Here is a 23,458-nt window from a genome sequence, read left to right on the forward strand (position 1 = left end):
CAACCATGACAGTGACGCACAAGCGACCGCACCGCCTCGCCGGTGTCGATCGCGGAACTGCGCTGCTGGCCTCGGTAACCTGCCTGATTTTCGTGGCTGGCATCGCAACCATCACCCGATCCCTCTCGACCACAGCGGCCGCCGCCGGATGCATCGCGGCCGGACTGACAGTAACCCTCGGCATCCTGCCGCACAGTCGTTAGCGACTCCACCGACGATTCGTCTCCCCTGCCCGATACGGCAGGCTTATTGCCGTGCGTGTTCTGATGCTGGGTCCGTTCGAGGTCCGCGATGACGAGGACCTGCCGATTCGGATCGCCGGGGTCAAGGTGCGCGCATTGCTGGCCCGGCTCGCCATGGAACCCGGTCGGGTGGTCGCGGCCGATGTGCTCGCCGACGCGATCTGGGATGGGCGCCCGCCGGATAACGGCGCTAATGCCTTGCAGGCCTTGGTGTCTCGGGTCCGGCGTGCGGTCGGCACCGCGCGCGTCGAGGGGCGGGCGCCCGGCTATCGGCTGGTCGTCGATCCCGTCGATGTGGATGTCGTGCGGTTCGAACGGCTGGCCGCGGCCGGGCGGGAGTCCGGCGATCTGGCGGCGTTGCGCGAGGCCGAGAATCTGTGGCGCGGCCAGGCACTGAGCGAGCTGTCCGAGTTGCGGTTCGCGGCCGATGCGGCGGTGCGGTTGGACGAGTTGCGGCTCGACGCGGGCGTGCACCGGCTCGGGTTGGAGGTCGCCGCGGGCAACGACGTTCTCGACGAGCTGCGCGTGCTGGCCGAGGAGCATCCGCTGACCGAACGCATCCAGGGCCTGCTGATCCGCGCCCTTTACGCGGCGGGTCGACAGGCCGACGCGTTGGCGGCCTATGAACGCACCCGGGATCGGCTCGGCGACGAACTCGGCATCGATCCGTCCCACGAGCTGACCGAACTGCACCTGTCGATATTGCGGCAGGAACCGACGACGGCCCGCCGCCGCACCAATCTGCGTTCGCGGGTAACGAGTTTCGTCGGACGTGAAGACGATGTGGCCGAGCTGACCGAGCGACTGGAGACGGCTCGGTTGATCACCATTGTCGGACCGGGCGGTGCGGGCAAGACCCGGCTCGCCGTCGAGGTTGCCGAGCGGGTCGACGGTGCGGCCTGGTTGGTCGAGCTGTCCGCGGTGACCGATCCGGAACAGGTTGCCTCGGCGGTCCGCACCACGATCGGGGTGCGGGAGGTCGGATTGCTCGAGCCATCGGCCGGCGAGCCCGTCGACCGGTTGACGGAATACCTTGCGCGACAACGTGTTCTGCTGATCCTCGATAACTGCGAGCATCTGGTCGATGCGGTTGCCGAGCTCGCTGACCGGCTGCTCGGCGCGTGTCCGCAGCTGCGGGTGCTGGCCACCAGCCGGGAATCCCTCGCGATCGACGGCGAACACATCCACCAGATCCGCCCCCTGCCTTGGCCCGACGATGCCGCCGAAGCCGAAAGCTTCCCGGCGATACGCCTTTTCGTCGAGCGCGCGCGGGCGGTGCGCCCAGATTTCGCGCTCGATGCGGGCACCGCGCTGGCCGTGGTGGAAATCTGCCGACGGCTCGACGGACTGCCGTTGGCGATCGAGTTGGCGGCGGCTCGGCTGCGGGCATTATCGGTCGGCCAGATCGCGGCGAAGCTGGATGATCGGTTCACGCTGCTCGGTCGCGGCAGCCGGACCGCGCAGGCCAGACATCGGACACTGCGCGCGGTGATCGAATGGAGCTGGGCGCCACTATCGGAACCCGAACGCGAATTGGCCATGTGGCTTGCGGTATTCCCGGCGGGTGCGACCCTCGATGCAATCGACGATCTCGATCTGCTCACCCGTCTGGTGGACAAGTCGCTGGTCGAGCGGGGCGGCGAGCGGTACCGGATGCTCGAGACGATCCGGTCCTATGCGCTGGAGCGGTTGGCGGAGTCCGGGTATGAGGCCGCGGTTCGCGGTAGGCACGTGGGTTACATCCTGAGGCTCGCCGAATCCGCGGAGGCCGGACTGCGGACCGCGCATCAGCTCGACGCGCTCGCGCGCCTCGATGCCGAGCGCGACAACATCTCCGCCGCACTGCGATTCGCGGTCGATACCGGTGATGCCGAGCTCGGTATCCGGCTGATCGCCGCGATGTTCTGGTACTGGACATTGCGCGGGATCCACAGCGAACGGCTGCGTTGGACGCGGGCCGTGCTGGAGATCCGGGATGAGGTGCCGGATGAGCTGCGGGCGTTGCGTGCTGTGCTCGACGGGTTGTCGCGGTATGAGGCCGGTGCGATCGAAGACGGGAGGCAGGCGGTGGCGGCCGGTCTGGAGATCTCGAGGAGCTCAACAGGACCCGCTCGGACCGTCTTGTTGGTCGCGCCCGCGTTCTTGGAAGGGTCGATGCCTTCGGTACCGGAGTGGCCGGAGCTCACTAGTTGGGAACGCGGCATGACGCTCTTGCTCGGCGGGACGAGTGCCGAGCAATTGGCCACCGCCAGCACGGAATTCGAGGCGGCGGGCGACCGGTTCGGTCTGTCGACCACGCTCCAGTCGATCGCCGATGACCAAATGCTGCACGGCGATCTGCCGCAGGCGATCACCTCGCTCACCCGTGCCGCCGAGGCCTTCGAAGAGCTCGGAAGTACGGGCGACGCGGCCGCCGTCTGCGCCGAACTGGCCACAGCGCTGGCGCGACTCGGCGAACTCGACCGCGCCGAGATCGCACTGTCGCGGGCTCGACAGCATGTGGAGGCGGCCGGCGAACCCGGCACCGGCGTATATGTGCGGCTCGCATACGCGGAGTATCTGCTGCGTCGCGGCGATCGAAAAGCCGCGCTGCGGGAACTGGATCGCGCCGAAGCCGGGCTCGCGCGTACGGCATTCGGCACCCGAATTCGGGCTCGCAGTTCGGTCTTTCGGGCGCTCATCGCGATGCTGGACGACGACCCCGCGACGGCGCGACGCGTGCTCGACGCGGCGACCACGGGTCTCATCAGCCCTGGCGAATCAGCCAGCGGTGCGCAGCCACAGGATTCGGCGATGTTCGCCCACCTGTACGCCGCGCTGGCCGCGCGCGACGAGCCCACCGCGGCGGCCCGTTTACTCGGTGCGGCGGCCGCCATGCTCGGCACCGTGGACCGGCGTGGCTACGACAATCTCGTCGCACCGGCCGAGCGGGCCCGCGAAGCGCTCGGCGCCGAGGCATTCACGGCGGCCTTCGACAGCACGGCGGCTCTGGCACCTACTGCCGCCATCGAATTCCTGCTCTCGCATGCGAATTCATGAGCCACGACTCGTCGGGGTGATCTGCTGAGCCGGTAGCGGCGTCGTTCGGCTATACCGCCAGAGCCGGTGGCGCCGTTGTGGTCCGGCTGGGCGGGCGGTAGGCGTGCCAGGCGCTGGTGAGGCGATCGATGGCCTCGGTGAGTGTCTGCGGCGGATGCCGGAAGTGTATGCGAATGTAGTCGTCGCTCTGCCCCGATACGTCGAGGCCGCTGCCGGCCAGTACCGCGACGCCATGGCGCAGCGCCGTCTGCGCGAAAGAACTGCCATCGCCGTGCGGCAGGCGGATCCACAGGGTCTGACCACCGCGGACAGGCGCCACCGACCAGTCGGGCAACTGCCGGGACAGGGCGGCCAGCACGAGATCGTGACACGACTCGCGTTGTGCGGCACGGTCCGCGCACAGGGCGTCGATCCGCGGCACCAGGTGGGCGGCGGCCAGTTGAGCCGGGAGATTGCCGCCGAGATCGTGTACCGCGCGCAGGCGGGTCAGGCGGGCGATGGTCGCCGCCGACGTGCGGACCCAGCCGACGCGCAACCCACCCCAGATGTTCTTGCTCAGCGAACCGATCGAGATGATGGTGGCGGCTTCGGCGGCCAACGGCGGCGGTATGTCTGCACCGGGAAAGCCCAGATCGGCGACGATTTCATCAGCGATCAACGCAACGTCAACGGCGGCGGCGACTTCCACCAGCCGGCGCCGCACCAACGCGGAAAGCACCGCGCCCGTCGGATTCTGGAACGTCGGGGTCACATAGGCGAGCGCGGCGCGGTGCGTGCGGGCGGTCGCCTCGAATCCGTCGAGCCCGATCGGCAGCGGATGCAGCAGCGCTCCCGCCTCGCGAAACGCCTCCAAAGCGCCCGGATATGTGGGGGTTTCCAGCAGCACCCGATCACCGGGACGCAGGAACGCGCGGGCGAGCAGTGACAGCGCCTGTTGGCCGCCATTGGTAACCAGCACCTCATCCGGCCGCGTAGGCACGCCCTGTTGCGCATAGCGCTCGGCAATGGCCCCGCGCAGGGCCGGATGGCCGCCCGGGTAGTAACCGATATCGGCCGTGGTCGAGGACAATTCGGGCAGGATCCGCGCATACGCCTCGGCCACCTCCGGTGGCGGGCCGTCGGGCGCGGCGCAGGCCAGCGATATCACATCGGGTCGCGGCTCCAGCAGATGCAGGAACATGGGGGCACCGGTCGTCTCGGGTGTGGGTACCGTCGCCGCCCCGGCCACTCGGGTGCCGCTCCCCCGGCGCCGGACGATGCGACCCTCGGACTCCAATAGGTCATAGGCCGCGACTACCGTGCTCCGTCCCACGGCGAGTTGCGCGGCGAACACCCGATCCGGCGGCAGGGCAGCGCCCGGCGACAGCTCAGCGTCGTCGATCAGCTGCCGCAGCCGGGCCGCCAGCAGCACATACAGCGGTCCGCGACCCGACGACCAGCGGCCGAGTCGTTCCGTCACAGCAATTGGCTCCATCTCCAAACCAATTCTGCCGGATTGGCTCTGTCCGCGCGCACCGGCCCCGCCGAGGATCGTTCCCATGACCGAAGAAACCATCACCACCCAGGCGGTCTCCATCGATCGCGCCATCGCGGCACTGCCCGGCCCCTTTCAGCAATCCCTGCTGGCACAGGTCAACGACACCGTCGTCAAGGTCGCTCGCCTCGAGGGCGAATTCCCGTGGCATCACCACGATGAGGACGAACTGTTCCTCTGCTGGGATGGCACCTTCCGCATCGAGCTCGAAGAACGCACACCGGTGACCCTCACTGCCGGTGAAATCTACGTGGTACCCAAGGGAATTCGGCATCGTCCGGTGGCCGATACCGCAGCGCATGTCGTGCTGGTCGAGCGGCCCGAGACCAAGCAGTACGGCAACTGACTATTTCTCGAAATCGACCGGGACGGCAGCGGATTCGGGTGTCTCCCCCGCCACGATCATGCCGAGCAGGGCGAGTGCGCGTTCGGCCGCCGACCCCGGCTCGGCATGGTAGGCGATGAGGATCTGCCCCGGAGTGCCGTTGACGGTGAAGGTTTCGTAGGACAGCGTGAGATCGCCGACGAGCGGATTGCGGAACTCTTTGACGCCAGCGGTTTTCACCCGCACGTCGTGGCGGGCCCACAGCCGCCGGAAATCCTCGCTCTTCAACGATAATTCGCCGACCAGTTCGGTCAGGCGCGGATCGTCGAGGTCCGCACCCGCGGTGGCGCGCAGACTGGCGACGGTATCGGCGGCAATGGTCGGCCAGTCGGCATAGCAGTCGCGCGCCGCTGGATCGAGAAAGATGGCCCGCACCATATTGACGCCCTGAGTCGAACACGAATTGACCGCGGTCGCCAAGGGATTCGCGGCGAGCACGTCCATATGGCGGCCGAGGACGAGCGCGGGCGTATTCGGCCAGCCGGCCATCAGCCGCAGCAGACCGGGCGCGACCCGCTCGGGGCGGCGCGGCGCCCGCTTGCGCCGCGCGCTCGGTCGCGCCAATTCCCGCAGATGCGCGACCCCCTCCTCGTCGAGGGCGAAGACCCGGGCCAATGCCTCGACGACCTGCTCGGACGGATGCTTATCGCGGCCTTGTTCCAGCCGCACGTAGTAGTCGGCGCTCATACCGGCGAGCATTGCCACTTCCTCACGGCGCAGCCCGGCCACCCGCCGCTGACCGCCAGCGGGAATTCCGAACTCCTCCGGGCGCGCCAGCTCGCGGCGGGCGCGCAGGAATACGCCCAAACGGTTCTCGGAGTCCATGCACCCGAGGGTAGGGCAGCCGGGTCGAACCTGGGTGGCCCTGCCGCTACCAGGAAGTCCGCAGCCTGGCGGGTGACGGTGGCGGCCACGAACGTGGTGGTCATGACAAACAACCTCGAAGGCCGCATCGCCGTAGTCACCGGAGCATCGAGTGGCATCGGTGCCGCCACCGCCCGCCGGCTCGCACAGCACGGCGCCCGGGTCGCACTGCTCGGCCGGCGCAAGGATCGGATCGAAGAGCTGGCGGCCGAGATCGGCGGATCGACCCTGGCGGTGGTCGCCGACGTGGTCGATCAACAGTCGGTACGCGATGCCGCGGCGACGGTGCGCGCGGAATTCGGTCCGGTCGATGTCGTGGTCGCGAACGCGGGCGTCATGCTCGCCGCGCCGTTCGAAGCCGCGCACACCGACGAATGGGATCAGATGGTCGGCACCAATCTCAACGGATTGCTCTACACCGGAAGGGCTTTCATCGATGACCTGCTCGCCGCGGCGCGCGCGAGCCGCCCCGCGGATCTGGTGCATGTCGGCTCGATCGGTGGACACCTCGTCTTCCCCAACTACGGCGTCTACACCGCGACGAAGGCCGCGGTCGCGCACCTGACCCGCAATCTGCGCGCGGAATTCGGCCCACGCGGAGTCCGGGTGAAGAATATCGAACCCGGTTTCGTCGGAACCGAACTCGGCGATGGCATGCGCGATGAGCAGCAGCGCGCCGGGCTCGACCAGTGGCGTAGCGAACTGGAAATCCTGCGCCCCGACGATATCGCCGATGCGATCGTCTACGCCGTGGCCGCGCCGCCGCGGGTGAATGTGGCCGAGCTGATCGTCGTGCCGACGCAACAGGGCTGAAACCGATGCGGCGGGCGGCCTTTCGGTCGCCCGCCCGCTTTGCCGCGCACGCCGGTCACGCCAGCGCCGTCCAGCCGCTCCACGGCCGAGGACCGATATCGCCACGGATGCAGGCCAAACGGAGATCTGCCTGCTCTTGATAGTCCGAATTCGCGGCGGCCGCCTGCGCGGCCATCGTGGCCATCCGGAACTCCCGGATATCGCGCAGCAGATAGAAACCGCCCCAGCGCATTACATCGCTGCCGTAGCCCCGGCAGTACTGCGCGTAATGCTCTTCGGTAATCCAGCCGAACGACGCACACTCGATCGCCGCGTGCACCAGATCCCATTCCGGCGGGCCGATCGACAGATGTCCCGGATCGAGCAGGATCAGGCTGTCGTCCTCGGCGACAACGACATTGCCGCTCCACGCGGCGCCATGGATCACGCCCCAGGGTCGACCGGTCGGCAGTGCCGCCCACCGCCCGCGTAATTCCGCCAAACGCCCGCGCAGCCAGATCCTGTCGTCGGCACTCATGGTGTGCGCGGCGGAAATGCGTTCATCGAGCCCGACGAAGGGCGCCACCTGCCCGAGCTGCAGATCGGTCGGCGGCGAAAGCTCATGCAGCCGTGTCAATGCCGCGGCCACCTCGGCGGGTGTGCCCGCGCGGTGCTGTGGCAGCACATGCCAGAAGGTCACCGCGCGACCGTCGACCACCACCGGCTGCCGAATATCGGAAACCACCTGCGCCACCGGAATACCGGAGAATTCCAACCACCGCGCGATATCGACCGTACGTCTTGCGGCCCCCTCCTGACCCGGCGCCCAGATCCGCACAACCACACCACCAGGCAACTCGCAGTCGACCTCTTCGGTGACCCGAAGTGGTTGCGCGCCTGCGGCATTCATGCCGACGCTGACACACGCGGAACGCAGAACCGACCACGTCCCATTGCCCAGGTGCATTGTGGTCATAGCCCAATGGTAGGGGCTCGATGTCACGAATTACGTTGAATCACAACAAGTCTGATGTGTCTACTAGCGTACCGACCAGAAGGTCGCCCGAAAGTCGCTGTGCGGACTCGCACGGTCTCGGCGCGGAATTGCGGGTGACATTCCCGACGACGAACTCGGGCGAAGTGGTCGCTATTTGTCGGGACAGACGACCGCGGCGGCGGCACCTGGACTCATTCGCCATCTACGTCGCGATATCCTCCGAGCCCCCGACGGCGGCGCGTAAATTCGGCTGCGGCGGTTCCCACGAAATTCGTGCATATGAAGGGGTCACCCAGATATGAGTGTTCCGATTCGCCGGTGGATCCACAGCGCGGCATTGGTTGCGCTCACCGTCATTGTCGCGGTCGCTACCGTCTCCTGCGGATCGGATCACAACGGTGGAGCCGGAGCACAATCGACGGTTCCGCGCACAGATAGCCCCGAAGCCGCGCGGATCGTGCAGGTCGTCCGCGCCAAGATGACCGAGCTCGATCTCAGCGCCGCCGTATTCGACGTGTGGCGCGGTGACAAGGAGATCGCGTTGGGCGCGCTCGGCGGCTCCCCGCTCGGAGTTCCGGCGACGCCCGATATGCAGGTGCGCGTCGGCCAGCCGATGGAACCGATGCTCTCGACGGTGCTGTTGCAGCTGGATAAGGCAGGCGTGGTCCGTCTCGACGAACCGATTGCGAGGTGGGTGCCGGAGTTCCCCCGTGCCGACCAGATCACGCCGCGGACCCTCGCCAATGGCACCTCCGGCATCTCGGACTACGTGACCGACCCCGAGTTTCTGAAGATCTTCTACGCGAACCCGATCAAGGGATTCACCAGCCAGGAACTGTTCGATTTGGCCAATGCGCGCCCGCCGCTGTTCGCGCCGGGTACCAGCTTTTCCTACGCCCACAGCGACTTGGTCGTACTCGGTGTGGTGCTGGAGAAGGCCACCGGTAAGACGCTCGGCGAGCTGATCCAGCAACGCATACTCGACCCGCTCGGTATGAAGCGGAGCCGAGTGATGCTGACGCCGCAGATGGTCGAACCGATACTGCACGGCTACACCAACGAGCGCGGCGTCTTCGAAGACTCCACATTCTGGAATCCCACCGCGTTCCTGCACAGCGGCAATATGAACAGCACGGTCACCGATGCCGTCACCTGGGTGCGCGCCCTCGCCGACGGCAAACTGCTCGACGAGGGCGCCTTCCAGGAGATGATGGCGCCCTCGACAGCAGGGCTCGGCCCATTGACCAAGGAAAAGTACTTCGCCTTCGGGGTTGTCCATATCGACGATTGGCTGTTCATGAACCCGGCGTTCGGCGGGTACAACGGTGTGGTCTTCTACGACACGGTAACCAAGACCACGATCGTCCTGTACTGCTCGCTCGGGCCGAAGGCCGACGCCAACACCGATAACGCCATCCCCATCGGCGTCGAGCTGGGCAAACTTCTGGTGCCGGACCGCGCGCCCCGTATTTAGCGCTCGGTGCTCAGCGGAACGTCGATTTCAGATAGTCGGTGACTTCGGCACCGAGCGCCGCACGCCGTGCGAATCCGAGATAGCCGTCGGGGCGGACGACGAAAACCGAGCGGTGCCGCGCCTGGTAGCCGTTCGCGAAGTTTCCTGCGGTATCGCGGATGAGCGGCAGGATCGTCTCGGCGACAGCGGCTTGTGGGGCGGCGATGAGATACACGTCGAGATGGCCGTGCGCCGCAACGGTCGCGGCGGCCGCCACTTGCTCCAGCTCGCGGAGGTCGGTCGCGGTGGTGGTGTCGTCGGCGTAGATCAGGATCGTGTGATCGATCCGGCCGAGCAATGAGAACAACCGGACGTCGAAGGTGACGGCGTCGCGGGTGAGCCCAGGAATATCGGGTGCGCGGCTGCCCGCCCTCGGCTGTGGCTCGTCGGTGCCGCTGTCGGCGACGATCGGACTGTCGCCGTAGTCGATCAGCAACTGGGCTTCGCGCCGGATCACGTAGTCCGGATCCGTCGAATCCGCGCCGATGCCCTCGCGGGCGCTGCGAACGGTCCGGCCGACCACCTCTTCGCCGACGGGTCTGCGTTCCGCGTCGTAGCTGGCCAACAGATCCGTTGCCGCATCGCCTTCGATGGCGAGCGCGAGCTTCCATGCCAGGTTGTGTGCGTCCTGGATGCCGGTGTTCATGCCCTGCGCGCCGGTCGGCGGATGAATGTGCGCGGCATCGCCCGCGACGAAAACCCTTCCGCGACCGTATGAATCCACGATGCGGTGGCTGATCCGGAACACCGAGGACCATCGCAGATCCGACGCGCGGGTCGGCTCGGGGGCCAGCCGGTCCAGCACTGCCTGCAAATGCGACAGTTCGGGCCTTCGCCCGGATTCGAAGCCGTGCTCGATATTGTCGCCGCCCGCCGCCGGAGCCAGTTCGTCGGGGACCAGCATCGAGATGCGGTATCGGCGTCTGCCGGGCAACGGGATACACACCAGCAGATCATCGGTGGTGCCGTCGGTCTGGTGTGTCGAACGCACGCCGTACCCCCGCGGCAACGACCAGTCGAGTTCGACATCACCGAGCATGTACTGCTCGGCGAACGCCGCACCCTCGAACGTGAGGCCGAGCGTCTTGCGGACAACGCTGTGCGCACCGTCGCAGCCGACGAGATAGCGCGCCCGCACCATCTCTTCGCCGTCGGCGTGCGACAACAGCGCGCGGACGCCGTCGTTGTCCTGCTCGAACGTCGCCAGTCGGGTGCCGCGTTCGATTGTGGTGCCCAGCGAGGTGAGCCGGTCCCGCAGGATCCGCTCCGTCTCGTATTGGGGAAGCCCGACGAATTCGAACGGCACGTCCGGCGGCAGCGACAGATCGATGCGCCCGACCTCGACACCATTGACATAGAGCAATTGGCCACGAATTGGGATCGCCACGTCCAGCACCTGACGCAGTAGGCCCATCCCCTCGAATACTTCGAGCGTACGGGGTTGAATACCAACGGCTTTCGCGTATTGGGGTGGTTGCGGCAGCGGGTCGACGATTCGGCACGACACTCCCCTGCGTCGCAACTCGATCGCGGTGATCAGGCCGATCGGCCCGGCGCCGGCGATCAGTACACCGGTCTCATCCATCCCATCACCTCACCGACCGGTAGTCGTTGTTTCGGTGGAGCCGCTCGTCGGCGCCGTCGGACTCGCTTGCCCCGGCAGGGCATCGGCACCGTAGAAGACCGGCAGCATGCCTTTCAGCAGCGTCAGCGCCGACCCCTCACCCGACGGAACGGTCGCGAGATTGGTCGCGATCACGATGGTGAGCTCCGAGACAGGGTCGTAGCCCATGAAAGTCATGAATCCTGGGATCTGACCGTCGTGCCCGATGAGATGCAGACCGAATCGGACGATGCCGAGACCGTATCCGGCGACGCCGGGGTCGGCCGGATCAATCGGCTGAATGCTGTCCAGACGAATCTTCTGCATCTTCTCGTCCAGCAGCCCGCCGCCGACGAGGGCCTTCACATATGTGGCCATATCGCCGACCGTCGAGATCGCGCCGCCCGCGGTCCATGTCCAAGACGGGTTGGCGTTCGTCTCATTATTCGGTTTCAGGGTGCCTGCGACGGCCGCGGCTTGTTCCGCGGGAGGAAGTGCGAACGTTTCGATGGTGGATACGTTGGTGCCGAAGGCATAGCCCTGTGGATGCGGATCCGGAATCGAGGAGTCCGTTGCCGCGGGGAGAGAGGTGTCCTTCAGACCGAGCGGATCGAAGATGCGCTTCTGAAAGTTCTCGGCGGCAGTCATTTTCGTAATCTTCTCGATGACCAGGCCGAGCAAGATGATGTTGGTATTGCTGTACTCGAATTTCTCCCCGGGCTCGAAGCCGACCGGGTGCGCGAACGCGATCGCCAGCAATTCCTCCGGCGTCCATACCTTCTGCGGGTCATTGTCGAGCGTGGCGTTGAACTCGGGGTCGAAACTGTAACTGTATAGCCCGCTGCGCATTTCGGAGAGCTGAGCGATGGTGATCCGGTCGCCGTTCGGCACACCGGGCCAGTACTTGGCAATGGGGTCGTCGAGTGCGAGCTTGCCATCCTGCACCAGCTGCAGGATGGCCGTCGACGTCATCGTCTTGGTGTTACTGCCGATACGGAAGTAGTCGTCCACCGACATCGGCTCGTTCTGGTCGATGGCCCGGGTACCGAATGTCGCGGTCCAATTGCCTTGCTTCGGCGATTTGACGAGCACTACCGCGCCCGGAATTACGTTGTCCTTCATCAGCGTGGTTATCACCGGCCGGAGAGCGGCGGCGTACGCGGGCTCGGCTCCCGGCGTGGTCGACGCGCTCGAGGAATTTCCGGTGGATTCCGTCGACGTTCCGCAGCCCGCGACGATCAACATAACGGCGGCTGCGATACACGCTGCGATACTCGTCCTGTGTCCCATAACTCTCCGTTCGGGGTTTGCTGGGAACGTGGTTATGTAGCGCGGTGCCACCCTAACTCGGTGCCACATGGTCCTGGGCGGGAATGAACCAGCCATCGCGAGGACCCGTCGGCCGGACTACGTCATTCGGGGCCGGACTTTCCGGTCATCAGGTCGTAGCAGTAGTTCACCCAGTAGGTGATGAAACGGTCCTGGTCGACGCCCATGGGTGGCTGCGCATAGGTCCACTGCGTGTGTTTGTAGTTGAATACGGCGCCGATCATGATGACCGCCGAGGCCTCCGGATCCCGGGACGGATGGCTCGTATTCTCCGCCCACCTGGTCGTGAACCGCACCGCGGCTCGATGCGCGGCGTCGATCAGATGGATCCGGCATCGGTCACGCAGCTCCGGGAACCGATCGCCATCGCGTTTCGACGACCCGCAATAGATCGCGCTGCTGCTCGATCGCGCCCAGCAGCCAGCGGCACACCAGCGTCAGCTGCACGCGACGACGCTCCGAGCTCTCCCCGGAGTTCTCGGCGCGGCCCGCGACAATGTGATCCACGTCTCAGGTACTGTGCGACGACCTACGCCGGGCCAAGGCGGCCCGGTCGGCACAGCGAAAGGCGGGCATGATGGGCGGACTCTCGCGCGGCGCGGCCGGTGTGGCGCTTGCGGCGGCGTGTCTGACAGTACCGACAACCTTGGCACCCCAAGCGAATGCGGCGATCGCCCCGACCCTATCGGTGACGATGACCGGCTCGGCGCTCGGTGCAAGCAATGTCGCCGTGGTCGGCTGCGGGCAGACTGCGCAGGCGACCGTGCAGCGCCCCGATGGCACCCCGGTGCAACGCGGTGTCGTCGAATTCACGAGCCACCTGCCCGGCCTCGGCGGGAACATCGTCGGGACCGTGCCGGTCTCCAACGGCACCGCGAGCATCCTCTGGATTCCGGATACCGTGGGCGAGCACATTGTCAGCGCCATCTACTACGACGGTCTGCCCGACTACCAACCAGCGGCCGGGTCCACCACCGTCAGCGCAGTGAACCTCGCCGGCGTCTGCGTATAGATCCGAACGATCCACCGAAACGCCAAAGGCCCGGTCCGTGCGGACCGGGCCTTTGGCGTCAAGCTGGCGGGAATCGCCCCGAGTCAAATCGTCATGGGCACCTCCGGATCCCGTTCCGCGACCGCGGTCCCCGCGGCGCGGGTGATCCCGAACCCGACGAAGACCGTGCCGATCGCGAGGACGAGGGCACTGACCAGGAAGGCGAGTCGAAAGCCTTGTGTCAGTGCCGATTCCGGCGGTGTGCCGGACGCCATGAGTCCGGTGCTGCGGTGGATGGCGACGGCGCCGAGAACGCCGAGCCCGAGGGCGCCGCCGAGTTGCTGTGTGGTGGTGACCAATCCGGAGGCGAGACCCGTTATATCCGTGTGGGTTTCGCCGACCGCCGCGATCGTCATCGCGACGAAACCGAGGCCCATCCCGAACCCCGCGATCATCAGGCCGGGCAGCAACGCCGGATACGTCGTGGTCTGGGTGATCTGCGCCAACAAGAACATGCCGAACGCTCCGGTCCCCAACGCGGCGATCAGCATGACTCGGACCCCGAAGCGCGGAACCAGTCCGGCGGACAGACCGAAGCCGGCGATCACCGTGGCGCAGAAGGGAAGCCAGGCTACGCCGGTGCGCGCCGGGCTGTAATGCATCACTTGCTGCAGGTGCAGGGTGAGGAAGAACAGCATCGACAGATTGGCCGAGCAGAACCCGATATTCGCGATATTGGCGACGGCCCGATCGCGGTTACCGAAGAACGACAACGGAATGAGCGGTACCCGGGAGCGCTGCTGGACGACGACGAACGCGACCACCAGCGCCATGCCCGCCGCGATCCGGACCGCGGTGGCCAACCCGGAGACCCGACCGCTGTCGATCAAGCCGAGGTCGAGAGCCGCGATCGCGGCAGTGATCAGCGCGGCACCGAGGCCATCGATCCTGGCGGGGGCGTCACGGTGCGGTCGCCGATCCGGGATCAGCCGTGGCACCGCGAGCAACGCCACGATCGCGACCGGCACGTTGATCAGAAAGCACCAGCGCCAGGACGTGTACTGAGTGAGCAGGCCGGAGAGCACCACGCCCAGCGTCGCCGCGAAGCCGCCGAGTCCGGCCCACGCACCCAATGCGCGGCTGCGCGACTTGGGATCGTCGAACAGCCCCGCGACCATCGCCAGGGCGGCCGGACTGGCGAGCGCACCGCCGATGCCCTGACCGGCGCGGCTGGCGATGATCATCGCCGCGTTCTGCGCGAGACCGGTGGTCAATGACGAAATACCGAATACGGCAACGCCGATCAGAAACACCCGGCGCGGTCCGAACAGGTCCGCACACCGCCCGCCGAACAGGAGGAACCCGCCGAACAGCAGCAGGTAGGCGTTGATGATCCAGGTCAATCCGCCCTCGGAGATCCCGAGGGTGCGCCCGATCGTGGGCAGTGCGACGTTGACCACGGTGTCATCGAGGTTCAACATCATCTGCACCGAACACAGCAGCGCCAGTGCGATGAAGACACCCGCGGATGCACGGGGCGGAGACGGTGCGACGGTATCCATGAAGGCTCCAAACTATTGGTGGTACACCACTAATGATGGTGCCGAGTTTGGCATGGAATATATTGGTGGTCAACCATCATTAAGCGTCGAAGCGGTACAGTGCAGATGTGAAGAGCGAGGAGCGTGCCGCCACCGACGACATACCGAGCACGTCAGAGCTGGTCGATGTCCTGCAACAGACGGTGGGCTTGGTACGGGCGCACTTCGCCGCCGCCACAGCACAATTGGGCGTGACACCGGTACAGGCCAAGGCGCTGCGCCAACTGACCGAGCCGATCACGGTAAAAGACCTGTCCACTCGCCTGGGCGCCGACGTCTCCAATACGGCCACCACGGTCGATCGGCTCGAATCCCAAAGCCTGATCCGCAAAGACCCCCACCCCACCGACCGCCGCGCACGCATCGTCACCCTGACCGACGAGGGACGCCGAGTACTCGCCAAGCTCGAAGAATCCGCCTTCAGCAACGTCCCCGCCCTCGCCGCCCTCAACCCCCAACAACGCCGAGACCTCTACACCCTCCTCAAGCGCGCAATCTCGGCCTGACCGGCTGCACCGACTGAAACCTATTGCTGGAAAGGGGCGTAGGCGGGCGGGGTGGGGGCCGCCTGGCGGCGGGTGAGGAGGGCGGTGGCAAGTGCGCAGACCAGTAGGACCGCGGCGGCCAGCAGTCCGGCTTCACGCAGCGCGGTGTGCAGAGCGGCGTCGGCTCGGTAGCCGTTGGTCGCGGCGCGGAAGCTGATCACCGCGCTGACGACGGTGACTCCGACCAGGGAGCCGAGATCGCGCGTCGTCTGGTAGGTGCCCGCGCCCGTACCGGACTGCTGGGACGGGACAGCGCTGGTCGCGATTGCCGCGAGTGGGCCCCAGAGGCAGGCCAGGGCGAATCCGAGGACCGCGCCGATCAGTGCGAACAGGAATGGGCTGGTCATTTGCATCGCGGCCGTGATCCCGGCGGCGGACGCGGCCGCCGAGGTGAATCCGATCGCAGGCAATATCGCCGGATGCCTCCGATCGGCGACATAGCCGAGAATCGGCGAGAAGATGGCGGTGACCAGGGCCGCGGGCACCAGCACCAGTCCCGCCTTGACCTCGGCGAATCCCATCCCCACCTGCAGGTGTATCGCCAGCACCATCAGTACGACGCTCAGGGAAGCGATCAAGGCCAGGGTCAGCAGACTCGACAACCACCAGTTGCGATCGCGCAGTACAACTTTCGGGATCAGTGCGGCGCTGGGCGTGCCCGCTTGGACGAACAGGAACAATCCGAAGACGAGCAGACCGGCGATCAGGCCGGGACCCCAGATCGTCCAGCCGCGCTGGACCCCTTGCATGAGGCTCAGGACCAGCAGCAGCACCCCGGCGCCGGAGAGCAGTACACCGACCGGATCGGCCCTCGGGCGCTGCAGCGGCAGCGCGGGCACCAGCGTGGCGGCCAGCACGATCATGATCAATCCGAGCGGCACGGCGGGCAGGGAGACCCAGCGCCAGCCGAGGATAGCGTCCAGCTCGGCGCCGACGAATGGGGCGAGCAGCATGGCGAGACCGCCGCAGCCACCCCACAGGCCCAGGGCCGCACCGCGCTTGCCCGGCGGGAAGACTTGCAGGATGACCGCCATGGTCTGCGGGATGATCAGGGCCACACCCAGACCCTGCACGGCCATCGCCGGAATCAGCATCTGGATACTGGCCGCCATCGTGTAGGCGAGCGAGCCGAGCATGAACAACGCCACACCGATGAGGTAGATCTTCCTGGGCCCGAAGCGATCACCGAGTCGCCCGGTGAACAGCAGCGGCACCGTCGCGCACAGCGCATAGGCGTCGGACACCCAGCCCAACACGGAGCCGGCATGCAAGTCTCGCTGAATCGACGGCAGGGCGCTCGGGACAGCGGACGACACCAACAGTACGACGAAGAATCCGACCGCCATCGCACACGCGGCGGGCCACGGATTGCGCATCCACACCGCGTCTTGGGGACCGGGTGCGGCCTGCCAACCCTGCTGTGGCACAGTGGGCGGGCTGAAATGCGGAGTCCCCCAGCCCTGGTTCGGCGCGGACGCGACCTGGAACCCTGGCGGCGCGGCGAAGACTCGCCCGGACACCGCCTGTAGTGCCGCGGCAGCGAATTCCCCAGCACTGGCGAAACGTTCGGCCGGATTCTTCGCCATCGCCCGTGCGATGACGGCATCCAATTGCGGCGGCACGTCCGGACGACCCAGCGGTGGAACAGGTCTGGCCAAATGTCCGGCGACCACCTGGCCCGGGTCCGTTGCGGCGAATGGAGTCCGACCGCTGAGCAACGCGAACAGCGTGCAGGCCAGGGAGTACTGATCCGAGCGATGATCAACCACCAGACCGGAGAGTTGTTCCGGCGAGGCGTAAGCCAGTGTGGCGGTAAAGGTTCCGGTCGAGGTCAATTGCGTGTTTGCGGTCAGCAGACGCGCGATACCGAAATCCGTGAGCACCGCGCGTTCCACCAGACCGGCCTGGGCCGTCGTCAGCAGAATGTTCGCGGGCTTCACATCCCGATGCAGCACGCCCCGGCTGTGCGCGTAATCCAGTGCCGCGGCGACCTCCCCGACAATCCGCACGGCGCGCTCCACGCTCACCGTGGCCGGATCCAGTCTGCTGGTATCGACTCCTTCGACGTATTGCATTGCCAGCCAAGGCTGCCCGTTCTCGACTCCCCGATCCTGAACCGCCACGATCCCCGGATGATCCAGCCGCGCAACAATATCGGCCTCCCGATCGAACCGCGCCCGCAGCTCCGGATCAGCCGACACATCCTGATTCAGCAACTTGATCGCCACCACCCGCGGCAACCGCGGATGCCGCGCCCGATACACCGTCCCCATCCCGCCCTGCCCGAGCACACCCTCGATCGCATACCCCGCCAACATCCCGCCATGCGAAGAGTCCACACCTACCCCCGAGCTCATTTCCCGCGGCGAACCACGATCGGCCGCCGGACGGTCCGATAATAGGTCCGCCGCTGCATGCGGTCGAGTCGGTCGCGGGCCGCGATCCCTTGCCCGGCGATGAGCGGCATTTGGGCCGGGCAGAAGGTCTGCCCGCGGGGGCTCGGAAGATCGCCACCACCAAGTTTCGGGCGTCGGAAGCCGACTGCCGCGTCGCCCGCACCACGGTCGACGTGCTTCGCCAGTTAGCTGCGACCGTGGTACTCGGCCAGCCATCCGTCCAGATGTCGCGCTGGCTCCGCCATCCGGCTTGCGAGCTCGGATGGCCTGGCTCGCAGGATTGGTGATCAGTTGGCGCGCAAGCCAGTTTGTCTGAGGGGTGCATCTGGTCGACGCCCGGGATTTGAGGTGGTCCCGATTACAGCTAGCGGCCGACGCCGCCGACCCGCTTGCACGTGAGGAGCACACTTAGCAATCTCGACCACGGCCACGGCATCCGCACTGGCGCAAGCACTCGAGTTCGACCGTCCTCGATGCCGCCAGCTCCGACCGGGCCGTCTACGGCTGAGCAGGCCGGAAGGCTCGGTCCGGCCGGTACCGGAGGGTGAGAGGCATCGGTACCGTGGTGCGATGCCCGGAAGTGGTTGACGTCCCTATGTTTCCGGCATGCGAGTGATGTTGGCGGCAATGCTGGTTCTGCTGTGCTGCGGAATCGGTGGCGGCAGGGCTGAAGCGCAACCCGGACAAGCGGATCCCGAGCAGGAGCAGGTGGCGTTCGACAGCGACGGGGTGAGGCTGCACGGGGCGGTCTACCGGCCCACGGGCGACGGCCCGCATCCGGGGATCGTGCTCATCGGCGGATCGGGGCCGGGGCCTCGGGCCGAATACCGACCCGAAGCAGCAGCTTTCGCGCGCGCGGGCATCACCACACTGGTCGTGGACAAACGCACTGTCGGATACTCCACCGGCCACCGAGACTTCTCGGTGCTGGCTGACGATGCGCTCGCCGGGGTGCGACTGCTGCGGGATCGGCCCGATGTGGATGCCGAGCATGTCGGCTTGTGGGGGTTCAGCGAGGGCGGCTGGGTAGCGACGCTCGCGGCGGCCCGATCGGCGACGGTCGGGTTCGTGGTCACCATCGGCGGGTCCGGACTGACACCCTTGCGCACCCAGACGTGGTTGCTCTCGAATCTGCTGCGGCACAACTGTGTTTCAGGCCACCTACCGGATGCGGTGGGCGGCCCGGGTGCTGCCGTGATCGACGGGTTCGGGGTGTTCCCGGAGGCGGACTACGACCCGGTGCCCGCGCTGCGGCGCGTGCGGGTGCCCGTGCTGGCGATGTGGGGTGACCACGATGTAAAGGTGCCCGGCGGCGAGAGTGCGGCGATCTACCAGCGCGAACTGGCGGCCGCCGGGAATCACTCGGTGACAACACGTTTCGTGCCGAATGCCGGGCACAATGGGCATCGCACCACCGACGGCTTCGACGCGGTCGGCGGCGAGCTGTTCGAGGGCAAGCCGCTGGGCGAACTCGACCCCGGCTACACCGATGTCATGACCGAGTGGATCCATGCGATCGCCGCCGATCAGGAACCGCCGAGCAGCGCCGCTGCCGCTCCGGTCCAGACGACAGCCAGCCGTGCGCCGGGCGGCCACCCCGGTCTCGAGTACGCGGCGCTGGCCGCGCTGCTGCTCGGCTTCGCCGCGTATCCGCTGTCCGCTCTCGCGCGGATGATGCTGCGACGCAGGTCATCCGACGGTGTCCGCGGGCCACGGCGGGCGGCGCGGGCAGTGTCCAGCATTGGACTGCTGGCCACCCTGGGCGGCGTGACCTACGTCGTGGGAATCCTCGCCGTGGGTGGCAAGCTGCCGCCGGCATCCTTCGCCATCGGCCAGCCGCTGCCCTGGCTCCTGCTGCACGGGCTGGCATTAGCTGTCCCCGCAACCGCGGCCGTCCTGGCCCTGTCGGCGTGGCGGGCGCGAGCCCGGATGGACGCACCGCTGCGTCGGCAGGCGGTCGTATTGCTCGCGACGGCAATGGCATTCGTGCCGTGGGCGCTGCACTGGCAACTGTTCAGCCGGTGAGCCGGGCCACCACCGGAATCCGACGATCCGCCCCAACTGAAGTCGGCGCGCCGACGGCTCAGCTGTTCACTATCACTGGCGGTAAATGCACCAGAGGGGCCCGTGCTACGCGTGAATAAGCACGTAGCACGGGCCCGGTATGTATCGACGGCGATTACCCCGCTTTTGGTCCATTGAACAACAGATCGAAGATGGTCATCCCGACGCCTACCCATCCGGCGGCACGCGCCCACTCGGCGATCACGGCAGCCTTCCCGACGTTGTCTTCGGCGACCCTCGCCGCAGCACCCGCAACTCCGGGGCCAGCGACTCGCTCGATATCGCGCGCTTTAGCAGCTGCGCCCTCGAAGTCATTCTTAGCCATATCCAACAGAAATTCTGCCGCCTCTGCCGGGTCAAATTTCAGGAGTTCGGGATATGCCGTCATCAATTCGCTGGCCACCCTTGGCGCGTCGGAAAGTGGCGAAGGTTGTCCGGGCGGCGGCGCTGCCTGTACCTCGCCTCCGCCGTCCAAAGTCACGCGGACCTGCGTCCAGTGGTCGCTGCTGTCACGCGGCAACGTACTGAGCAGGCGCGCACCGTGATGCCACCCCGACAAGTCGACACCGTCGCAGTACGTGCCCGCGCCAATGTCGTAGGAACCGTTCGGCAGGGGCCCCAGTCTGCCACTGGCAAACCCACCAACCACCGGAACATCCGCCATAACCAAACTTGGATTGCCGGAGATCGTCCGAGCACCGTCGAGGGTGACGTCCTCCAACGGGATGGCGATCAGCTTGCACGATCCGCTTACCGCTCCCACTAGCAAGAACTTGAAGTCGATGAATCCACCTGGTGCGGTGGAGATCTGTGCCCACATCGGGCCCACTGTGCCGTTGGTACTCGCCGTGTACGGTGACACACTGTCGGCCACGGCATTTGGTGCGGTTGCCGCCAATCCGATCGCGAGCCCGGCCATCGCCGCGACCGCCGCCGTAGACGAACGCATTATCGCTCGTCGAGTTCTGCACATGAGTCCTCCAGATACTTCGTAATAAGCCACTAGCGCCGGCAACGGCGTCGCCGAATGGCATTGCCGCTTTCCCACTCCCCTGTCCAGCCTTGCGGGTTGTTCCCGCCGCATGCCGCCGCGCCGCGATGCGCCATTCAACGGCTCGAATCGTGGAACACCGAAGCAACGCCGCAGCAGCACATCACCACCAGATACTCGCAATACGCGATGGTCGGCTGGTATCTGTTGTTCGACCGACATTCCGTTGAGGCGACTCAACTCGAGGCTCACTCCGAGAATGACCAAGGACCGGCCTGGGGCGCCTTCTGCGCGCAGAACGCGGGCGGCCCGCCAAAGCGAGACCGTGGCAACTACCACCTCGGACGCGGGCCGAAGGCATACCGCAGCGGCGTGCAGTATCGCCAGCGACGCACATGAATACAGTTCAGCGCGCCAGTACGCGCACAAGACTGCGACCGTGACGGTAGACATGTACCGTCACCGGTTCGAGGACTGCGTCGACGACTCGGACGAACACGCAAGTGATGGCCTGAGCGCAGCCGCTGCGAGTGCGGCCAAGATGTGTCAACGCCGCCGAAACTCCGAGTGGTAAGTACATGAAAAGGCCCCTCACCCGGTCCTTCAGGTGAGAGGCCTTTCAGTGGAGCTGCCGGGAATCGAACCCGGGTCCTCCGCCGCGTCTTCAGGGCTTCTCCGTGTGCAGTTCGCTAGGTCTCTACTTGGATCTCCGGGTCTCGCGAACAAGCTCGGATGACGATCCCAGTCGCTGTTGGATGTCCCGTCCGGATCCGCGACCGAGGCGGACGGTAATTCCCTCTAGCTGATGCCAGTACCCGGGTCGAGGGACGAACCCGGACTGACAGAGACGACCTGCTACTTAGGCAGCGAGGGCGTACTCGCGCTGATTGGAATCGGCGCTTAATTGGTTGCAGCGACGCTTACGGTGGTCTCTTGCCTGCACCGACACGCTTCCCCTAAATCTACGTACGCAGTCGAAACCGTTCAGCCCCGTACGTCCCGACACCTTGTCGGGCTAGTTATGTTAACACTGCGCCATGCCGTGTTCATTCCATTATCCCCATACCTGATTTCAGGCCTCTGACCTGCACGGGAGCGATTGCCAGCGGATCGGGGCACGCCCTCGCGCGCCTGTCACTGCCGTACATCCAGCCCCACCGGTCACGACCGGCACGCGGCCGGTGATCGTCCCGATCACGCCGCCGCGATCAAACCGACCGCGGCAAGCGCCAATCCCAGCCCGACCTGCTGCGGGCGACTGACCCGCTCACCGAGCAACACCATCGCCAGCAATACCGTCGCCGCCGGATACAGCGATCCGATCACACTCACCAACGACAGCATCGATCCATGAAAGGCATACAGCAGCGCCGCATTCGCCATCGTGTCCAGCACCGCGATATACCCCGCCAACCGCAGCGGCTCACCGCGCAACGGCCGAAACTCCCCGGCCGACAACGCGATAAACCACACCATCGGAGTCGCCGCGCCGCGCTGGGCCAGCAACGGCCACATCCCGGCACTCGCCCGCGTCTCGTGCAGGAAGACGAACGCGAGGCCGAAGGCCGCACCCGAGCCGATGGTCAGCAGCGCGACCTTCCTGGTGAAGCGCAGCTCGCGCCCGCCGGTGATCTCCTCGGTGACGTCATCGGGTGATTCCCGGCTCACCAGATATACCGCGGCGAGCGCGAAGGCGATGCCCGCGAATGCCAGCGGATCGGGGCGTTCGCCGATCACCAGACCGACCAGTACTGGAATGCCCGCGACCAATACCGCCGTGAGCGGCGAAACCACGGCCATCGGACCGCTGGCCAATGCGGCATAGAACCACCAGACCGCCAGGCCGCCGGCCACACCGGCGGCCAGCCCCCAGAGTATTGATGTGGTGTCCGGGGTCCCGCCGACCAGCGGGATCAGCGCGAGGACCAATAGCGTCGAGATCGGATAGGAGACGATCACGACCCGCAGGGCGGTCACCCGCCGTGATGCCACACCGCCGAAGAAGTCACTGACGCCGTAGCCGACCGCGGCCACCAGCGCCAGTAGGACAGCGGTCAACGCATGCCTTTGATGCGCCGTCCCAGCTCGCGGGTGACCTCACGCTCGGCCGTGCGCTTGGCCATATCCTGTCGCTTGTCGTAGTCCTGTTTACCCTTGGCGAGCGCCAGCTCGACCTTGACCTTGCCGTCGGAGAAGTACATCGACAGCGGCACCAATGTCTGGTTGCCCTCACGCGATTTGCCGACCAGTCGCTCGATTTCGCGCTTGTGCAGCAGCAGTTTGCGCACCCGCCGTGGTGAGTGGTTGGTCCAGGTGCCGTGGCTGAACTCGGGAATGTGCAGACCCCGCAGCCACACCTCGCCGTTGTCAACCGTCGCGAAGGCGTCCACCAGCGAGGCCTTACCCTCGCGCAGACTCTTGACCTCGGTACCGACCAGCGCGATCCCGGCCTCGTAGGTGTCCAGGATCGTGTAGTTGTGCCGCGCCCGGCGGTTGGTCGCGATGACCTTGCGCCCCTGTTCCTTCATAACGCTCAACTTTAATTGATTCCTCCCGCGCCTTAAGGCGCGGG

The 23,458-nt window shown here is 66.4% G+C and carries 20 protein-coding genes and 1 other RNA gene; 8 read left to right on the forward strand and 13 right to left on the reverse strand.

The features are described from left to right. Positions 1–5 precede the first annotated feature (5 nt). On the forward strand, positions 6–203 hold the full coding sequence (locus ACHQ4I_RS12410) for a hypothetical protein (protein WP_420771857.1): 198 nt from the start codon (positions 6–8) through the stop codon (positions 201–203). Between the two features lie 51 nt (positions 204–254). Next, a complete protein-coding gene (locus ACHQ4I_RS12415; RefSeq protein ID WP_420771858.1) occupies positions 255–3,281 on the forward strand; it encodes an AfsR/SARP family transcriptional regulator in 3,027 nt (1,008 codons plus the stop codon). A gap of 49 nt (positions 3,282–3,330) precedes the next feature. Here the strand turns inward: ACHQ4I_RS12415 and ACHQ4I_RS12420 are convergent, their stop codons facing one another. Further along, positions 3,331–4,740 (reverse strand): aminotransferase-like domain-containing protein, encoded by a 1,410-nt coding sequence (locus tag ACHQ4I_RS12420; RefSeq protein ID WP_420771859.1) that lies wholly within the window; start codon positions 4,738–4,740, stop codon positions 3,331–3,333. Positions 4,741–4,819: 79 nt separating this feature from the next. Between ACHQ4I_RS12420 and ACHQ4I_RS12425 the strand changes: the two genes are divergently transcribed. Continuing rightward, positions 4,820–5,161, forward strand: a complete 342-nt coding sequence (locus ACHQ4I_RS12425) for a cupin domain-containing protein (RefSeq protein ID WP_420771860.1) — start codon at positions 4,820–4,822, stop codon at positions 5,159–5,161. On the opposite strand, the gene ACHQ4I_RS12430 is transcribed toward ACHQ4I_RS12425, so the two are convergent. After that, positions 5,162–6,025, reverse strand: a complete 864-nt coding sequence (locus tag ACHQ4I_RS12430; RefSeq protein ID WP_420771861.1) for a helix-turn-helix transcriptional regulator — start codon at positions 6,023–6,025, stop codon at positions 5,162–5,164. Between the two features lie 102 nt (positions 6,026–6,127). Between ACHQ4I_RS12430 and ACHQ4I_RS12435 the strand changes: the two genes are divergently transcribed. After that, positions 6,128–6,877: an SDR family oxidoreductase gene (locus ACHQ4I_RS12435; protein WP_420771862.1), complete on the forward strand. Its 750-nt coding sequence runs from the start codon at positions 6,128–6,130 to the stop codon at positions 6,875–6,877. A gap of 55 nt (positions 6,878–6,932) precedes the next feature. On the opposite strand, the gene ACHQ4I_RS12440 is transcribed toward ACHQ4I_RS12435, so the two are convergent. Then, positions 6,933–7,832 carry a phosphotransferase family protein gene (locus tag ACHQ4I_RS12440; RefSeq protein ID WP_420771863.1) on the reverse strand — a complete coding sequence of 300 codons (900 nt, stop codon included), beginning with the start codon at positions 7,830–7,832 and terminating at the stop codon, positions 6,933–6,935. A 319-nt stretch (positions 7,833–8,151) separates the two neighbouring features. Between ACHQ4I_RS12440 and ACHQ4I_RS12445 the strand changes: the two genes are divergently transcribed. Continuing rightward, entirely contained in the window at positions 8,152–9,327 is a 1,176-nt protein-coding gene (locus tag ACHQ4I_RS12445) for a serine hydrolase domain-containing protein (protein WP_420771864.1), read from the forward strand. 10 nt (positions 9,328–9,337) lie between these two features. Here ACHQ4I_RS12445 and ACHQ4I_RS12450 read toward each other — a convergent pair whose 3' ends face one another. From ACHQ4I_RS12450 to ACHQ4I_RS12465, 4 genes are read right to left on the reverse strand one after another with little or no spacing between them, the layout of a single operon-like run. Next, a complete protein-coding gene (locus ACHQ4I_RS12450; RefSeq protein ID WP_420771865.1) occupies positions 9,338–10,951 on the reverse strand; it encodes an FAD-dependent monooxygenase in 1,614 nt (537 codons plus the stop codon). A 9-nt stretch (positions 10,952–10,960) separates the two neighbouring features. Further along, a complete protein-coding gene (locus tag ACHQ4I_RS12455) occupies positions 10,961–12,355 on the reverse strand; it encodes a serine hydrolase domain-containing protein (protein WP_420771866.1) in 1,395 nt (464 codons plus the stop codon). A gap of 26 nt (positions 12,356–12,381) precedes the next feature. Beyond that, positions 12,382–12,594, reverse strand: a complete 213-nt coding sequence (locus ACHQ4I_RS12460; protein ID WP_420771867.1) for a hypothetical protein — start codon at positions 12,592–12,594, stop codon at positions 12,382–12,384. A gap of 43 nt (positions 12,595–12,637) precedes the next feature. Next, positions 12,638–12,805 carry a hypothetical protein gene (locus tag ACHQ4I_RS12465; protein WP_420771868.1) on the reverse strand — a complete coding sequence of 56 codons (168 nt, stop codon included), beginning with the start codon at positions 12,803–12,805 and terminating at the stop codon, positions 12,638–12,640. 70 nt (positions 12,806–12,875) lie between these two features. Between ACHQ4I_RS12465 and ACHQ4I_RS12470 the strand changes: the two genes are divergently transcribed. Then, positions 12,876–13,310 carry a hypothetical protein gene (locus ACHQ4I_RS12470; RefSeq protein WP_420771869.1) on the forward strand — a complete coding sequence of 145 codons (435 nt, stop codon included), beginning with the start codon at positions 12,876–12,878 and terminating at the stop codon, positions 13,308–13,310. Positions 13,311–13,393: 83 nt separating this feature from the next. Here the strand turns inward: ACHQ4I_RS12470 and ACHQ4I_RS12475 are convergent, their stop codons facing one another. Further along, positions 13,394–14,851, reverse strand: coding sequence for an MFS transporter (locus ACHQ4I_RS12475; RefSeq protein WP_420771870.1), 1,458 nt, complete (start codon positions 14,849–14,851; stop codon positions 13,394–13,396). Positions 14,852–14,958: 107 nt separating this feature from the next. Between ACHQ4I_RS12475 and ACHQ4I_RS12480 the strand changes: the two genes are divergently transcribed. Continuing rightward, the gene (locus tag ACHQ4I_RS12480) at positions 14,959–15,396 is read left to right on the forward strand and encodes a MarR family winged helix-turn-helix transcriptional regulator (RefSeq protein WP_420771871.1); all 438 of its coding nucleotides are present in this window, start codon (positions 14,959–14,961) and stop codon (positions 15,394–15,396) included. 20 nt (positions 15,397–15,416) lie between these two features. Here ACHQ4I_RS12480 and ACHQ4I_RS12485 read toward each other — a convergent pair whose 3' ends face one another. After that, positions 15,417–17,774 carry an MDR family MFS transporter gene (locus ACHQ4I_RS12485; RefSeq protein ID WP_420771872.1) on the reverse strand — a complete coding sequence of 786 codons (2,358 nt, stop codon included), beginning with the start codon at positions 17,772–17,774 and terminating at the stop codon, positions 15,417–15,419. Between the two features lie 663 nt (positions 17,775–18,437). Here ACHQ4I_RS12485 and ACHQ4I_RS12490 point away from each other — a divergent pair. Further along, a complete protein-coding gene (locus ACHQ4I_RS12490; RefSeq protein WP_420771873.1) occupies positions 18,438–19,856 on the forward strand; it encodes an alpha/beta hydrolase family protein in 1,419 nt (472 codons plus the stop codon). Positions 19,857–20,010: 154 nt separating this feature from the next. On the opposite strand, the gene ACHQ4I_RS12495 is transcribed toward ACHQ4I_RS12490, so the two are convergent. From ACHQ4I_RS12495 to smpB, 4 genes are all read right to left on the reverse strand, one after another. Then, on the reverse strand, positions 20,011–21,108 hold the full coding sequence (locus ACHQ4I_RS12495; protein WP_420771874.1) for a hypothetical protein: 1,098 nt from the start codon (positions 21,106–21,108) through the stop codon (positions 20,011–20,013). 398 nt (positions 21,109–21,506) lie between these two features. Next, positions 21,507–21,878, reverse strand: a transfer-messenger RNA (tmRNA) gene (gene ssrA / locus ACHQ4I_RS12500). A 202-nt stretch (positions 21,879–22,080) separates the two neighbouring features. Continuing rightward, the gene (locus ACHQ4I_RS12505) at positions 22,081–22,944 is read right to left on the reverse strand and encodes an EamA family transporter (RefSeq protein WP_420771875.1); all 864 of its coding nucleotides are present in this window, start codon (positions 22,942–22,944) and stop codon (positions 22,081–22,083) included. Further along, positions 22,941–23,414: an SsrA-binding protein SmpB gene (gene smpB / locus ACHQ4I_RS12510; protein WP_420771876.1), complete on the reverse strand. Its 474-nt coding sequence runs from the start codon at positions 23,412–23,414 to the stop codon at positions 22,941–22,943. Before smpB ends, ACHQ4I_RS12505 begins: the two co-directional genes overlap by 4 nt. Positions 23,415–23,458: the final 44 nt, after the last annotated feature.

The sequence above is a fragment of the Nocardia nepalensis genome (assembly GCF_048910785.1).
GTDB lineage: Bacteria > Actinomycetota > Actinomycetes > Mycobacteriales > Mycobacteriaceae > Nocardia > Nocardia nepalensis.

Bases quoted from the DNA above. Each gene is read 5' to 3' on its own strand.
- ACHQ4I_RS12410 (WP_420771857.1), top strand. From the start codon at position 6: ATGACAGTGACGCACAAGCGACCGCACCGCCTCGCCGGTGTCGATCGC.
- ACHQ4I_RS12425 (WP_420771860.1), top strand. From the start codon at position 4,820: ATGACCGAAGAAACCATCACCACCCAGGCGGTCTCCATCGATCGCGCC.
- ACHQ4I_RS12430 (WP_420771861.1), bottom strand. From the start codon at position 6,025: ATGGACTCCGAGAACCGTTTGGGCGTATTCCTGCGCGCCCGCCGCGAG.
- ACHQ4I_RS12435 (WP_420771862.1), top strand. From the start codon at position 6,128: ATGACAAACAACCTCGAAGGCCGCATCGCCGTAGTCACCGGAGCATCG.
- ACHQ4I_RS12440 (WP_420771863.1), bottom strand. From the start codon at position 7,832: ATGACCACAATGCACCTGGGCAATGGGACGTGGTCGGTTCTGCGTTCC.
- ACHQ4I_RS12445 (WP_420771864.1), top strand. From the start codon at position 8,152: ATGAGTGTTCCGATTCGCCGGTGGATCCACAGCGCGGCATTGGTTGCG.
- ACHQ4I_RS12450 (WP_420771865.1), bottom strand. From the start codon at position 10,951: ATGGATGAGACCGGTGTACTGATCGCCGGCGCCGGGCCGATCGGCCTG.
- ACHQ4I_RS12455 (WP_420771866.1), bottom strand. From the start codon at position 12,355: ATGGCTGGTTCATTCCCGCCCAGGACCATGTGGCACCGAGTTAGGGTG.
- ACHQ4I_RS12470 (WP_420771869.1), top strand. From the start codon at position 12,876: ATGGGCGGACTCTCGCGCGGCGCGGCCGGTGTGGCGCTTGCGGCGGCG.
- ACHQ4I_RS12475 (WP_420771870.1), bottom strand. From the start codon at position 14,851: ATGGATACCGTCGCACCGTCTCCGCCCCGTGCATCCGCGGGTGTCTTC.
- ACHQ4I_RS12490 (WP_420771873.1), top strand. From the start codon at position 18,438: ATGCGAGTGATGTTGGCGGCAATGCTGGTTCTGCTGTGCTGCGGAATC.
- ACHQ4I_RS12495 (WP_420771874.1), bottom strand. From the start codon at position 21,108: ATGTCGGTCGAACAACAGATACCAGCCGACCATCGCGTATTGCGAGTA.
- smpB (WP_420771876.1), bottom strand. From the start codon at position 23,414: ATGAAGGAACAGGGGCGCAAGGTCATCGCGACCAACCGCCGGGCGCGG.